The sequence below is a fragment of the Curtobacterium sp. Csp2 genome, from assembly GCF_013347165.1.
On record NZ_CP054593.1, the window covers coordinates 3,630,278 to 3,644,515 of the forward strand.

Here is a 14,238-nt window from a genome sequence, read left to right on the forward strand (position 1 = left end):
GCGCTGTCCCTCTCCGCCTGCGGCTCCGGCTTCAGCGGCTCCGGTTCGGACTCCGGGTCCGGGGGGCTCACCTCGAGCGACAAGTCCCTCTCTGTGCTCATCGGCTCCTCCGGCGGCGCGACCGCCGGCACCGTCACGACCGTCCCGATCGGCGACCAGCAGGTCCGCGAGGGCGGTGACCTCGTCATGGCGCTCTCCGCCGAGCCGGACCGACTCGACCCGACCACCTCGTCGTCGCTGTACACCCGGTACGTCATGGAGACGATGTGCCAGAAGCTGTACGACATCGACGCCGAGGGCACGGTCGTCCCGATGCTCGCCACGGCGCTGCCCACGGTGTCGGACGGTGGGAAGACCGTCACGTTCCCGGTGCACACCGGGTACCGCTTCGCCGACGGCACCCCGTTCGACGCGGACGCCGTCGTGACGACGCTCGAACGCAACCTGACGAAGGACGACTCGAGCCGGAAGAGCGAGATGGGTCCGGTGTCGAGCATCGACGCGGTCGACGACCACACCGTCCGGATCCGCTACGCGACGCCCTTCGCCCCGATCACCGCCGCGCTCGCGGACCGTGCGGGCATGGTGATGTCGCCGACGGCGCTGGAGCAGGAGGGCGACGGGTTCGGTGATCACCCGGTCTGCATCGGCCCGTACAAGTTCGTCGAGCGCGTCCCGCAGACGTCGATCACGGTCGAGCCCGACCCGCAGTACCACGACCCGGCGAGCGCGCACTTCGACCGGATCACCTACCGGATCATCACGGACGCGAGCATCCGCGCGCAGAACCTGAAGTCCGGCGACGTGCAGGTGGCCGACTCGATCTCGACCCAGGACGTCGACGAGCTCATGCGGCGGAAGGACCTCAGCGTCCTGCGCACCGGGTCGCTCGGCTACCAGGGCATCACGATCAACCTGGCCAACCAGGACGGCGTCGGGACGGACCCGAAGCCGCTCGACACCCCGCTCGCCACGCAGCGGACGGTCCGGCAGGCCCTGTCGATGTCGATCAACCGCGCCGAACTCGTGCAGAGCGTGTTCCGCGGCTGGGCCGACGTGGCGTGCTCGCCGATCCCGGACTCGAGCGTGTTCGCGACGGACGCGAGCAAGGCCTGCCCGGAGTACGACCCCGAGCGGTCGAAGCAGCTCCTCGAGCAGGCCGGTGTCGAGCAGCCGTTCCCGATCGAGATGGAGGTGACGAACACCCCCGACACCGTGCGGTTCGCCCAGGCGCTGCAGGCCCAGGCCCGCGCCGGCGGCTTCGCGATCACGATCACCCCGGTCGAGTACACGACCCTGCTCGACGACCAGACCCGCGGCGACTTCCAGGCGCTCCAGCTCGGCTGGTCAGGCCGGGTCGACCCGCACGGCAACATCGGCTCGTTCCTCGGCACCGGCGGCGGCAACAACTACCCCGGGTACAGCGACCCCGCCGTCGACGACCTGATCAGCCGCGCGGCCCAGGCCACCGACCAGCAGGAGCGCGCCGACCTGTACGGGCAGCTCGTGACGAAGGTGCAGCAGGACGACCCGATCATCTACCTCTACCGGACCCGGAGCATCACGGGCGTCAGCAAGGACGTCGCCGGGGTCTCCACCTACGCCGACGGCGTGGTCCGACTCAGCCAGGCGGCGTTCGTGGAAGGCGGCAGCAAGTGATCCGGTACGTCGTGACCCGACTCTGGCAGGCGGCGCTCACGCTCGTCCTCGCCTCGGTCGTCGTGTTCTTCGGGGTCCGGCAGCTGCCGGGCGACCCCGCCCTGGCCCTCGCCGGTGAAGAGGCGAGTCCCGAGCGGCTCGCGGCGGTCCGCGCGGACCTCGGACTCGACGACTCCCTGCTCGTGCAGTACTGGCGCTTCGTGGTCAACGCGCTGCAGGGCGACCTCGGCCAGTCGACCCGCACGGGGACGCCCGTCACCGAGCTGCTCGGCTCGACCCTGCCGGTCACGCTGTGGCTCGCGCTGTACGCGATCGTCGTGGCGGTCGTCGTCGGGGTCGCCCTCGGCACCCTCGCCGAGCGGTACCGCGGCCGTTGGCCCGAGTGGATGGCGAACGCCGCCGCGCTCGTCGGCCTGAGCGTCCCGAACTTCTGGCTCGGGATCCTGGCGATCGTGTGGCTCGCCGCGGGGCTCGGCTGGTTCCCGGCGTCCGGCTACGTCCCGGTGACGAGCGACCCCCTCGGCGCCCTGCACCACCTGACGCTGCCGGCCCTGATCCTCGGGACCTCGCTCGCCGCCGTGATCATGCGGCAGACCCGCGCGTCGATGATCGAGACGATGAAGACCGACTTCGTCCGGACCGCCCGCGCGAAGGGCCTCAGCCGCCCGCGCGTGCTGTTCCGGTACGGCCTGCGCAACTCGATGATCGTCGTCGTGACGATCGTCGGCCTGCAGCTCGGCGGGCTCATCTCGGGCGCGGTCGTCACGGAGCGCATCTTCGCGCTGCCGGGCTTCGGCAAGCTCACGCTCGACGCCGTCTTCACCCGCGACTACCCGGTCATCCAGGCCGTCGTCCTCGTGATCACCCTCGGCTACGTCCTCATCAACTTCGCCGTGGACGTCCTGTACTCCGTCATCAACCCGAAGATCCGCGTGGGGGGCACCGCATGACCACCATCACAGCGCCGTTCGACCTCGGGTCGAGCCGCGGTCGCGTCTGGAAGCAGGTCCGGACGAACCGCCTCGGCATGACCGGCGGCATCATGCTCGCCGTCGTCGTCCTCGCCGGGGTCACCGCCCCGCTCGTCGCACCGTACGACCCCACCACGACGCACTTCGACCTGCCGTTCCAGGTGCCGTTCACCGTCGGCTTCGGCCTGGGCACCGACGACCTCGGGCGCGACATCCTGTCCCGCACGCTGTACGGCATCCAGGTCTCGCTCGTCGTGGGCGTCCTGTCGGTCCTGCTCGCGGTCGTCGTCGGCACCCCGCTCGGGCTGCTCGCCGGGTACTGGCGCTGGCTCGACGCGATCATCAGCCGTCTGACGGACGTCGCACTCGCCTTCCCGTTCCTCATCATCGCGGTCGGACTGGCCGCGATCAGCGGACCGAGCCTGACGAACGCGGTGGTCGCCATCGGCATCTCGCACGTCCCGGCGATGATCCGCATCGTGCGCGGCGAGACGCTCCGGATCACGAGTGCCGACTTCGTGACGAGCGCGAAGACGCTCGACGCGGGCGGCGCGCGGATCATCCTGCAGCACGTCCTGCCGAACTGCGTCTCGGCGATCATCGTGCAGGCCACGGTGATCATGCCGGTCGCGGTCATCGGCGAGGCCCTGCTGTCCTTCCTCGGCCTCGGCATCCAGCCGCCCACCCCGAGCCTCGGCATCATGCTCTCGGACGCGCAGCAGTACCTCGGCCAGGCGCCGTGGGCCGCGGTCGTGCCCGGCGTCGCGATCGCCGTCGTCTGCCTCGGCTTCAACCTGTTCGGCGACGCCCTGCGCGACGCCCTCGACCCCACCGCCTCGGACCGGAAGTAACGCATGCGCACCACCAACCCCGCCTTCACCGCACCGCCGACCGAGACCACCCGGCCGGACCTGCAGGGCACGTTCGGCATGGCCGCCGCGACGCACTGGATCGCGACCGCGACGGCCCAGTCGGTCCTGGAACGCGGCGGCAACGCCTTCGATGCGGCCGTCGCCGGCGCGTTCGTCCTGCACGTCGTCGAGCCGCACCTGAACGGCCCCGGCGGCGACGTCACCGCCGTCTTCGCCACCGCGTCCGACAAGACCCCGACGGTGCTGATGGGCCAGGGACCGGCCCCCGCCGGCGCGACCCCGGAGCACCTCCGTTCCGAGGGACTCGACCTGGTGCCGGGATCGGGGGCCCTCGCGGCCGCCGTCCCCGGTGCCGTCGACGCGTGGCTGCTGCTCCTCGCCGAGCACGGCACGTGGGAGCTCGCCGACGTGCTCGCCCCCGCCGTCGGCTACGCCCGCGACGGCCACCCGGTCGCCCCGCGGGTGGTCGCCACGATCGCGACGGTCCAGGACCTGTTCCGAGACCACTGGCCCACCTCCGCCACGCAGTGGCTGCCGGGAGGCACGGTGCCGGTCCCCGGGACCGTCGTGCGCAACGAGGCATGGGCCGGCGTCCTGGACCGGCTCGTGCAGGCCGGGTCCGGTGTCGACACCGACGCAGCGGGCGACGCACGCGTCGCCCGGATCGAGGCGGCGCGCACCGAGTGGGCTGAGGGCGTCGTCGCGCAGGCGGTCGACGCGTTCGTCCGCACCCCGCACCGGCACGCGTCCGGCACGGACCACGCCGGCGTCATCACCGCCGCCGACATGGCGGCCTTCCGGGCGTCCACCGAGCCGGCGACCACCGCCGAGTTCCGCGGGCACACGATCGCGAAGACCGGACCCTGGGGGCAGGGCCCGGCGCTCCTGCAGACCCTGCGCCTGCTCGAGCCGCTCGACGACGAACGCCTCGACCCGTCCACCGTGCTCGGCGCGCACACCATCGTCGAGGCGCAGAAGCTCGCGCTGGCCGACCGCGAGGTGCACTACGGCGAGCGCGACGTCCCGATGGCCGAGCTGCTCTCCGACGCCTACTCCGACGAGCGCCGGACCCTGATCGGCGACCGTGCCTCGCACGCGTTCCGACCGGGTGCCGTGTCCGTCCCCGGCAGCACCGTGCCCCCGCTCCGCGAGACCTACACGCCGCGTGGCGAGCCGGTCGCCGGCGTCGGCGAGCCCACCGTCCCGGGCGCCCGCGGCGAGGCCCCGGTGGAGACTCCGGTCGCGGCCCCGGCCGAGGACGACCCGGTGCACGAGGACCGCGGCGAACCGATCGTGATGGCGACCGGCGAGACGCGAGGCGACACGTGCCACATCGACGTCGTCGACCGCTGGGGCAACATCGTCAGCGCGACCCCGTCCGGCGGCTGGCTGCAGTCGTCCCCGACGATCCCCGGGCTCGGGTTCTGCCTCGGCACCCGCCTGCAGATGACCTGGCTCGAGGAGGGCACGGCGTCCACGCTGACCCCCGGCGCCCGACCGCGCACGACGCTCACGCCGACGCTCGTGCTCAAGGACGGCGAGCCGGTCGTGGCGATGGGCTCCCCCGGCGGCGACCAGCAGGACCAGTGGCAGCTGCTGTTCCTGCTCCGCACGATCGTCGGCGGGTGGTCCCCGCAGCAGGCGATCGACGCCCCCGCGCTGCACACGACGTCCTTCCCGGGCTCGTTCTGGCCGCGCACCTGGACCCCGGGCGGCCTGGTCGTCGAGGACCGTCTCGGCGACGAGGTGATCGCCGGGCTCGAGGAGCTCGGCCACGTCGTCACCCGCGCCGGCGACTGGTCGCTCGGCCGCCTGTCGTGCGTCACGCGCGACCCCGACACCGGCGTCCTGGGCGCCGCCGCCAACCCCCGAGGAGCACAGGGCTATGCCGCAGGACGCTGAGAACGTGACGACGACCACCGGGGCCGCACCGCGCCTCCCGTCCGACGCCGGAGCCGACCGCCTGCTCTCCGTGCGCGACCTGCGCGTCGCGTTCGGGGACCGCGAGGTCCTGCACGGCGTCGACCTCGACGTCCGCCGCGGCGAGCGCGTCGCGATCGTCGGACAGTCCGGCTCGGGCAAGTCGACGCTCATCGCGGCGCTCCTCCGGTTGCTACCGGGCGCCGGGCACGTCACCGGCGGGGCGATCACGCTCGGCGACGACGACATCGCGCACGCCGACGAGCCGCTCATGCGCCGGATCCGCGGCGGCCGGATCGGCCTGGTGCCGCAGGACCCGTCGACGAACCTCAACCCGTCGATGCGGGTCGGTGCGCAGATCGCCGACGCGCTCCGTGCCGGCGGGCTGCGCGGACGGTCCGCCGTCCGTCGCCGCGTGGTCGAGCTCATGACCGAGGCCGGCATCCCCGAGGCCGCCCGCCGCGCGGACCAGTTCCCGCACGAGTTCTCCGGCGGCATGCGGCAGCGCATCCTCATCGCGGTCGCGCTCGCCCGACAGCCGGAGCTCCTCATCGCCGACGAACCGACGAGCGCCCTCGACGTGACGGTGCAGCGGCAGATCCTCGACCACCTGCAGACCCTGGTCGACCAGCACGGCACCACGCTGCTGTTCGTGACGCACGACCTCGGCGTCGCGGCGGACCGCACCGACCGCATCGTGGTGATGCTCGACGGCAAGGTCGTCGAGCAGGGCGCCCCCGCGGCGATCCTCCGTGACCCGCAGCACGAGTACACGAAGCGGCTCATCGCGGCCGCCCCGGCGCTGTCCGGGGTCGCGCCGGAGCCGACCGCACCCGGGGAGCCGATCCTCGTCGTGTCCGACCTGGTGAAGGAGTACCGGCTGCGCGGCCGCGGCGCCGGCACCCTGCGGGCGAGCGACGGGGTGTCGTTCACGGTCCGCCGGGGCACCACCACCGCGGTGGTCGGCGAGTCCGGGTCCGGCAAGACCACGGTCGCGCGGATCGTGCTCGGGCTCGAGACCCCGACGTCCGGCACGGCGCTCGTCGACGGTCTGTCGATCGGCACCGCCCGGGGCCGGGAGCGTCGGGCCGTCCGCCGTCGCGTGCAGCCGGTGTTCCAGGACCCGTACGGGTCGCTCGACCCGACGTCGACCATCGAACGGATCATCGACGAGCCCCTCCGCGTGTTCGGGGTCGGCGACCGGGCGTCCCGGACCGAGCGGGTGGCGACGCTCCTCGACCAGGTGGCCCTGCCCCGCGAGGTCGCGCAGCTCCGGCCGAACGAGCTCTCCGGCGGGCAGCGGCAGCGCGTCGCGATCGCCCGGGCGCTGGCCCTCGAGCCGGAACTGATCATCCTCGACGAGGCGGTCTCGGCGCTCGACGTGCTCGTGCAGGAACAGATCCTGACACTCCTCGACGACCTGCAGGACCGGCTCGGGCTGAGCTACCTGTTCATCACGCACGACCTCGGGGTGGTCCGTCGGATCGCGGACGACGTCGTGGTGATGCGACGGGGGAAGGTGGTCGAACGCGGGTCGGTGGCCGCGGTGTTCGACGACCCCCAGGAGCAGTACACGCGGGACCTGCTCGACGCGATCCCGGGCCGGAGCCTCGCGGAAGCGGCCGTGTGACCGACCTGCTCGACGCGATGCTCGGTCCGCGGGCATGGGAGCCTCGCCGAGGCGGTCGTGTGAGACGATCGGCCCCGTGCTGAACGGGACGAGCGTCATCGACGCCATCCGCCACGACATCGTGTCCGGTGCGCTGCAGCCCGGGACCCGGGTGACCGAGGCGTTCCTCGCGGAGCGCCACGGCGTCTCCCGGGTGCCCGTGCGCGAGGCCCTGCGCGGCCTCGAGGGCGAGGGCTTCGTGGTGTCCCGCCCGAACGCGGGCTCCCGGATCGCCGACATCCCCTTCGACGAGGCCGACGACCTGTTCGCCGTCCGGGAGTCCCTCGAGACCGCCACCGCCCGCCGCGCCGCCACGCGCGCCCGCACCCTGTTCGACGCACCGGCCCCGCCGGAGGACTGGTGGCGGGTCCGCCGGGAGCTCGGCGAGGTCCTCGACGCCGGGGACGCCGCCGTGGCGCGCGACGAGCTCGACCTGCTCGTCGACCTGAACGAGCGCTTCCACCTGCTCGTCGCCGAGCTGTCCGGCAGCAGCACGCTCGCGACGCTCCTGCGCCAGCTGTCCCGGAAGATCGAGTGGCTCTACGCGCTCGACACCTCGTCCCGCGGCAAGCGCCTGTGGCCGGACCACCGCCGGATCCTGGCGTCGATCGACGCGGGAGACGTCGACCAGGCGGCCGAGCGCATGGCGTGGCACGTCCGCGAGAGCCGGATCGGGTATGCGGCGCGCACCTCGCCGGCGCAGGCCGACGCGCTGCGTGCGGTGCCGCCCGTCGCCTGAGCGATCCCGGTCCGTTCTGCGCGCTCGCCTGCGCACTTGCCGAGAGCCGGTTGCGAGAACGGTCGTTCTCCGATTGACTCGGCTGCGGCGGTCCCGGTCGGGTCCGTCCCCCACACGAAAGGAACGCGAATGCCCACGCGCACCGCACGCACCGCCTGGAACGGCGGCCTGAACGACGGCTCCGGTCAGGTCGAGCTGTCCAGCTCCAAGGTCGGCACGTACGACGTCTCCTTCCCGAAGCGCGCCGCGGACGAGGCCGGTGGCACCACCAGCCCCGAGGAGCTCATCGCCGCCGCGCACTCCGCCTGCTACGCGATGCAGTTCTCCGCGATCCTCGGCGAGGCCGGCGGCACCGTCGAGGCCCTCGACGTCAAGGCCGACGTCTCGCTCGGCCCGGACAGCGCCGGCGGTTTCAAGCTCACCGGCATCGTCCTGACCGTCAACGGCGAGGTCTCCGGCATCGACGAGGCCGCCTTCCTCAAGGCCGCCGACGAGGCCAAGGCGACCTGCCCGGTCAGCAAGGCGCTCACCGGCGTCGACATCGAGCTCAAGGCGACCTTCGAGCAGTAGCGGTCACGTCCCACGGGACGTCACCTCGTGACGGACGGGAGGCACGGTGCCAGCTGGCACCGTGCCTCCCGTCCGTCTGCTGCGTCCAGCCGACGTCCGGACTCGGCGGCCGACGGCTGGCACCATGGCGGGATGGCCGAGCAGTTCCTCCCCGGTGTCCCACGGCCCCCGCGTCCGCCGCGGCCCCGCGTGCGCAAGCTCGCCCAGCACGACATCCGCGACGCGCGCGCACGGCTGCGCGGCACCATCTACGAGGACGTCACGCCGGACACGCGCTCCCGCGAGCAGTACTCGCCGGTCCAGATCGTCGACTTCTGCCTCGACCTGGCCGAGGTGATGCTCGCGTCGGGGGCGGACACGCGCAGCGTGGAGACCGCCGTCGTCGCGGTGTCGACGAAGTGGAACCTCGCGCCCCTCGACCTGGACTTCTCCGGCAGCTCGGTGACGATCCAGTACGCGCCGACCGACCACCCGCCCCTCGTGAAGGTGCGGACCGTGCAGTCGGACGGCTCGGACCTCGACCGACTGGCCCGCGCCAACCAGATCGTGGACGACCTCGTGCACGGCGAGCGGGACATGACCTCGGCGGTGAGCGCCCTCGTCGCGGTGCTCCGCCTGGCGCCGCGGTGGCCGTCGTGGTTGGCGGACGTCGGTCTGTCGGTCCTCGGGACCTCGATCGCGATGCAGGCGGGCGGTGGGTGGCGAGCAGGGCTCGGCGCCTTCGTCCTGATGCTCGGGATCATCCTGTCGGGACGGTGGCTGACCGGCCGGGGCTTCCCGCAGTTCTTCGTCTCCGGTGCCCAGGCAGCCGTCGCCTCGGCACTCGGCACCCTCGCGATCCTCGGCGACGTGCTCACCCCGACGGGGGCAGCCACCATGGTCGCCGCGCTCGTCGTGCTGCTCCTGCCGCACGTGTCGCTCGTCACCTGGGCGCAGGACGCCATCTCCGGCTTCCGGGCGATGGCCGTCGCCCGGGCGTTCTACATCGTGCTCGTCATCGCCGCGATCGTCGTCGGGGTGCCGGCCGGCATCGCGGTGCTGCACTGGCTGAGCATCGAGGTCGACCCGTCCGGGATCGTGCTGCGACCGCTGCCGCTCTGGGCGTCCCTGTCCTTGACGGTGGTGTCCGCGGCGGCGAACTGCTTCGTGCAGCAGGCCAGCGCGCGGGTGATCCCCGTCGCGGTGGTGTTCTCGGTCGCCGCCGGGGCGTTCCTGTGGGAGCTCCGGCACCTCGGGATGCCGCTCCTCGGCGCCACGTTCGTCGCGTCGGTGCTGCTCGGCGTCCTGTCCACCATCGCGGCGGCCCGGATGCGTACGGCGGTGGCGGCGATCGCGGTACCGGCGTTCTGCGGCGCGCTGCTGCCCGGTGTCGCGGTGTCGAACGCACTGCTCAACTTCATGTCCGGCTCGTCCGGGGCCGCGCTCGACTTCGTGGCGGCGGTGTCGGTCGCCCTCGGGATCGGCGCCGGCCTGGTGCTCGGCGGACTCGTGGCGACCCCCGGGGCGCGGCGTGCACTGCGGCGGGCGCGACGGGTGACCGTGCACTCGGTCCACAGCGACACGACGGCGATCCCGGTCCTGCGGGACAGCGGTTACGACCCCGGCAACGGGAGCGTCCCGCGGGGGTCCCGGCCGCGCTGATGCGCGCGGCGACGGTCGCTGCCGGCGGCTGCGCTGCCCCGAGCCTCGGGCTGGGCGACGAGTCCCGGGCACGGGGCCGCGGGACTCGTCACCCACGCCGGGACTCGGCGCGCCTCAGCCCGCGTCCGAGACGGCCTTCGACACTGCGGTGGGGGCGTCGTAGTCGCCGTCCGGGATGCCCCGCAGTGCCTCGAGCACGTCGCCGTCGGCACCCTCTTGCTCGGCCTTCGAGACGATGTCGTCCTTCGAGGCCGGGTAGTCGATGCCGCTGAGGTACTTCTGGACCTGGATCGGGTTCGGTGCTGCCATGTCGATCTCCTTCGTTCGCGAGACCCACTGACTACCCGGCCGCCCCTCGGCGCCCTGCCGGTCAGTGCGTCCAGCGGCCGAGGCGCGCGGACCGACGCCCCGCACCGCGGCGCGCTCGTCGGCTCAGATCTCCCAGCTGCCGCCGTCGCTCCACGCCGAGAAGCGCTGCGCCGCCGCCGGCTCGTACCGCTCCATCCAGCCACGCTCGAGCCGCGCCACCGCACGGTCGAACGCCGCGACCAGGTCGAGCTCGGCGCGGAGGAGCGCCTGGAGCTGCAGCCCCTCGTACAGGGCGATCAGCTGCTCGGCCCCGCGACGCGGGTCCATGGTGTGCGGCGCCCGACCCACCGCGACGTCGTGCTCCAGACCCCGCTTGATCTGCGAGTAGAAGAGCTGGTACCGGGACCGCAGGTAGGTCGCCATCGGGTGCGCGGGGTTGCCCGCGACGGAGAGGAGCGCGACGAGGAGTCGCATGAGCGCGGGGTCCTCGGCGTTCGAGGCGACGATCGCGCGGAGCAGGTCCACGGTCGAGCCGTCGCCGACCTCGCGCGTGACCTCGTCCATGCGGGCGCCGTTCCAGCGGTCCAGCGCCGCGAGCACGAGACCGTCCCACGACGGGAAGTGCTGTCGGAGTTCCGCGACCGAGATGTCGAGGCGCTCGGCGACGAGCCCGACGTGTGCCTCGTGGAAGGGGACGTCGCGGAGCAGGTCGACGGTCGCACCCACGATCGTGATCCGCAGGTGCAGGGTCGCGGCCGCAGCGGCAGCCGCCTGCGTGTCCGCACTGGTGTGTTCGAGCATCATGCCCTCCGTCGTGCCGCGGACGTCCTGTCCGCCCCCCCATCCAACCGCCTGCACGGGGGCCACCAGAATCCCCGTAACGGGTGTCGGCATGTCGGGGGACAAGCGTTCGACCCGCACCACGTGCGCTGCGCTCGCGGACGGGACGTGCGACGATGCCGGGATGACCCCGGAGGACCCCGTCGCACAGGGACTGGCGACCATGGCGTCGGCGGGCTTCGAGTTCGGGAGCGACGCCGAGCAGGTGGCCCACGACGTCCGGACGATGTGGCAGCAGCTCGGTGCACCGACCGGTGCGTTCGCGGCGGCGGCCGACGCCATCGCCCGGCTCCCGCAGCGCCCCGAGGTCCCGGTCGCCGACCAGGCACGTCGTCGGGCGTTCGAACGGGCGGTCGGGATCAACCCGGTCGAGGTCGAGCTCACTGCGGCGATGTCGGCGCGGGAGCTGCTCGAGCGGATGGCACGTTCCGTCGCCTGCTGACGCGACCCTGTGACGGAGTGGAGGCGCGGTGCCAGCCGGCACCGCGCCTCCACTCCGTCACCAGCGGCGACTACGGCGTGGGCATGCCACCGTCGACGTGCAGCGTCTCGCCCACGACGTAGGACGACTCGCCGCTCGCCAGGAAGACGAAGGCCGGCGCGAGCTCGGCCGGCTGCCCCCAGCGGCCGAGGTACGTCTGCTCACCGGCGGACGGCAGGGCCTCCGGCGGCTGACCACCGGCGGGCTGCAGCGGGGTCCAGATCGGCCCGGGGGCGACCGCGTTCACACGGATGCCCTTCGGCGCGAGCTGTGCGGCGAGCCCCTTCGCCATGTTGTTCACGGTCGCCTTCGTCGCGGCGTAGTGCACGAGGTGCGGCGAGGGTGCGTACGCCTGGATCGACGTCGTGTTGATGATCGTGGAGCCGGGCTGCAGGTGCGGCACCGCGGCCTTGGTGATGCGGAACGTGGCGTAGGCGTTCGTCTTGAAGGTCTCGTCGAACTCCTCGTCCGAGATCTTCGTGATGTCGTCGACGTTCTGCTGCTTGCCGGCGTTGTTCACGAGGATGTCGAGACCGCCCAGGCCGTCGACGGCCCGCTGCACGAGCTCCTCGCAGAACGCCAGTTCCGTGATGTCGCCCGGGATGGCCACGGCCGTGCGCCCGGCGTCCTCGATGAGCCCGACGATGCGGTCGGCGTCCTCCTGCTCCTCGGGCAGGTACACGATCGCGACGTCCGCACCCTCGCGGGCGAAGGCGATCGCGACCGCCGCGCCGATGCCCGAGTCGCCGCCGGTGACGAGCGCCTTGCGCCCCTCGAGCCGACCGGAGCCGCGGTAGGTGTCCTCGCCGTGGTCCGCAGGGACGTTCTGCGCCATCTCCTCATCGGTCCCGGCGCCCGGGAGGTACTGCTCGTCCGGCTTCTTGTCGGCGTAGAGCTTCGTGGGGTCCTGCATCGTGTACTGGTCGCGACCCGTCCGGCCGCCCTGCTGCTCCGTCATGGGGGCGACGGTACGCACGACCGGACCCGGGCCCGTCCAGCGGGGTGTCCCCCGTCGCGGTTCCGTGACACATCCCCGAATGTCACGAACGCATGACGACGAGGACGCGATTCGGTAACACCTGTCGTTCTGTCCGGTCGGGCGTCGTACGGTCGACTGGTGACTCCCCGGACCCTGCTCGCGCTCGGCGCTGCCGCGCTCGCCGTCACGGCGGGTTCGCTGGGCGTCGGCCCGAGCCAGCTCGACGGGGTGCCGAGACGGTGGACCTGCTGAACCGGCTGCTCGGCACCCCCGCGCGGACGCAGACCGCGATCGGCTCGGGCGGCGCGTGCTTCCCGTCCGGGACCACCTACACGTGGGGCGGCGCCCTGCGCGTCGCGGCCATGACGACCCCGGCCGAGGCGGGCAACGCCGTGGAGATCCGCGTGCTCAAGGACGCCGTCCGCTCGCGGTCCGGCGACCCCGTCGCCCTGTCCGGCCCCGACGGGGTCCAGGTCGGTGACGACATCGAGGACGAACTCCGCGCTGCACCGGGCTCCGACAAGGTGTCCTTCGGCTCGGGCGACTCCCGCGCCTGGCAGCTCCTGCTCGAACCCGGATGGGCGACGACGGACGACGACGCTCACACCGGCGACGACAGCGCAGCGAGCGACGACGCAGACGACGACACCGCGGGCTCGAACGGGGTCTCGGCCTTGACGAACGGCACCGTCGTGAGCGTCCTCGGCTCCCCGATGCCGGTGCACACGCAGCGCTCCTGCTGACCGCCGCGCGTCAGCGCTCGGGCTGACCGCCGCGCGTCAGCACTCGGCGACCCCGGGTCAGACCCGGATCGCCGCGACCACCGGGAAGTGGTCGCTCGCGGCCCAGGTCTCGGGTCCGTCGTGGTCGATCACGACCCGGTCCACCGCGCGCACCCCGCGCGTGAACACCCAGTCGATGCGCTCCCCCGAGTCCACCGGCGCCTGCCAGTCGTTGTACGTCGCCGTCCGGTCGTCCGGGTCCCCGGCGTCGAGCCAGGCGTCACGGTAGCCGGCGTCGACCAACACCTGCCAGGCGGCGCCACCGCCCGCCGGTTCGTTGCAGTCGCCCGCGAACACGACCGGTCCGTCGACGGCGTGCAGCCGCTCCACGACCAGCGCGGCGCTCCGCCGTCGGACGTCGTCGCCGTGCGCGTTCTCCTCGTGGTCGAAGTGCGAGGTCAGGAGCGTGAAGGACGCCCCGTCGACGTCGAGGAACCGGGCGTGGTTCGCCACCCGCGGGTACAGGCTGCCCCACGTGTTCGACACCGGCTCGTCGGGGGTGTCCGACAGCCAGAACGTGCCCTCGTCCACCGGACGGAGTCGGTCGCGGCGGAAGAACACGGCGGCGTGCTCCCCCGCGGTCCCGCCCTCGCGGCCCTGCCCGACGTCACCGTGGTCCGGCAGCCCGGCTCGCAGGTCGTCCATCTGGTGGTCGAACGCCTCCTGCACGCACAGCACGTCGGGGTCGTGCCGCCGGATGACCTCGAGGACCAGCGGCAGTCGGGCCGGCCAGTCGTGGGCCGGGTCCGGGTTCTTCACGTTGTAGGTCATCAGGGTGATCGGGCGCGCGGCGGAGGTCACGGCAC

General features: G+C 72.8%; 14 protein-coding genes. 10 read left to right on the forward strand and 4 right to left on the reverse strand.

Annotated features, from left to right (window positions below):
* The 8 genes from HUN59_RS17625 to HUN59_RS17660 all read left to right on the forward strand — a co-directional run.
* Positions 1-1,659: ABC transporter substrate-binding protein (locus HUN59_RS17625; RefSeq protein WP_368076183.1), on the forward strand; the 1,659-nt coding region annotated here is incomplete at its 5' end.
* Positions 1,656-2,609: an ABC transporter permease gene (locus HUN59_RS17630; protein ID WP_114850710.1), complete on the forward strand. Its 954-nt coding sequence runs from the start codon at positions 1,656-1,658 to the stop codon at positions 2,607-2,609. The genes HUN59_RS17625 and HUN59_RS17630, both read left to right, overlap by 4 nt.
* Positions 2,606-3,481, forward strand: coding sequence for an ABC transporter permease (locus HUN59_RS17635; protein WP_174779119.1), 876 nt, complete (start codon positions 2,606-2,608; stop codon positions 3,479-3,481). The genes HUN59_RS17630 and HUN59_RS17635 overlap by 4 nt, the downstream gene beginning before the upstream one ends.
* A 3-nt stretch (positions 3,482-3,484) precedes the next feature.
* Positions 3,485-5,404 carry a gamma-glutamyltransferase family protein gene (locus tag HUN59_RS17640; protein WP_254629929.1) on the forward strand — a complete coding sequence of 640 codons (1,920 nt, stop codon included), beginning with the start codon at positions 3,485-3,487 and terminating at the stop codon, positions 5,402-5,404.
* Positions 5,388-7,052 carry an ABC transporter ATP-binding protein gene (locus HUN59_RS17645; RefSeq protein ID WP_174779120.1) on the forward strand — a complete coding sequence of 555 codons (1,665 nt, stop codon included), beginning with the start codon at positions 5,388-5,390 and terminating at the stop codon, positions 7,050-7,052. Before HUN59_RS17640 ends, HUN59_RS17645 begins: the two co-directional genes overlap by 17 nt.
* 76 nt (positions 7,053-7,128) lie before the next feature.
* Complete coding sequence (locus HUN59_RS17650; protein WP_254629931.1) at positions 7,129-7,830, forward strand: GntR family transcriptional regulator; 702 nt, start codon at positions 7,129-7,131, stop codon at positions 7,828-7,830.
* 129 nt (positions 7,831-7,959) lie between these two features.
* The gene (locus HUN59_RS17655) at positions 7,960-8,400 is read left to right on the forward strand and encodes an OsmC family peroxiredoxin (protein WP_058742613.1); all 441 of its coding nucleotides are present in this window, start codon (positions 7,960-7,962) and stop codon (positions 8,398-8,400) included.
* A 132-nt stretch (positions 8,401-8,532) separates the two neighbouring features.
* The gene (locus tag HUN59_RS17660) at positions 8,533-10,041 is read left to right on the forward strand and encodes a threonine/serine ThrE exporter family protein (RefSeq protein ID WP_174779122.1); all 1,509 of its coding nucleotides are present in this window, start codon (positions 8,533-8,535) and stop codon (positions 10,039-10,041) included.
* Positions 10,042-10,155: 114 nt separating this feature from the next.
* Here the strand turns inward: HUN59_RS17660 and HUN59_RS17665 are convergent, their stop codons facing one another.
* Together HUN59_RS17665 and HUN59_RS17670 are read right to left on the reverse strand one after the other, a co-directional pair.
* The gene (locus tag HUN59_RS17665; protein ID WP_058742616.1) at positions 10,156-10,350 is read right to left on the reverse strand and encodes a DUF2795 domain-containing protein; all 195 of its coding nucleotides are present in this window, start codon (positions 10,348-10,350) and stop codon (positions 10,156-10,158) included.
* A 123-nt stretch (positions 10,351-10,473) separates the two neighbouring features.
* Positions 10,474-11,154, reverse strand: coding sequence for a TetR/AcrR family transcriptional regulator (locus HUN59_RS17670; protein WP_058742617.1), 681 nt, complete (start codon positions 11,152-11,154; stop codon positions 10,474-10,476).
* A 160-nt stretch (positions 11,155-11,314) separates the two neighbouring features.
* On the opposite strand from HUN59_RS17670, the gene HUN59_RS17675 reads away from it, so the two are divergent.
* Positions 11,315-11,632: a hypothetical protein gene (locus HUN59_RS17675; RefSeq protein WP_058742618.1), complete on the forward strand. Its 318-nt coding sequence runs from the start codon at positions 11,315-11,317 to the stop codon at positions 11,630-11,632.
* 70 nt (positions 11,633-11,702) lie between these two features.
* On the opposite strand, the gene HUN59_RS17680 is transcribed toward HUN59_RS17675, so the two are convergent.
* Positions 11,703-12,629 (reverse strand): SDR family oxidoreductase, encoded by a 927-nt coding sequence (locus HUN59_RS17680; protein ID WP_141859876.1) that lies wholly within the window; start codon positions 12,627-12,629, stop codon positions 11,703-11,705.
* 260 nt (positions 12,630-12,889) lie between these two features.
* Here HUN59_RS17680 and HUN59_RS17685 point away from each other — a divergent pair, with 260 nt between their 5' ends.
* Positions 12,890-13,393, forward strand: a complete 504-nt coding sequence (locus HUN59_RS17685; RefSeq protein ID WP_174779123.1) for a hypothetical protein — start codon at positions 12,890-12,892, stop codon at positions 13,391-13,393.
* 57 nt (positions 13,394-13,450) lie between these two features.
* On the opposite strand, the gene HUN59_RS17690 is transcribed toward HUN59_RS17685, so the two are convergent.
* On the reverse strand, positions 13,451-14,233 hold the full coding sequence (locus HUN59_RS17690; protein ID WP_174779124.1) for an endonuclease/exonuclease/phosphatase family protein: 783 nt from the start codon (positions 14,231-14,233) through the stop codon (positions 13,451-13,453).
* Between the last annotated feature and the right edge of the window lie 5 nt (positions 14,234-14,238).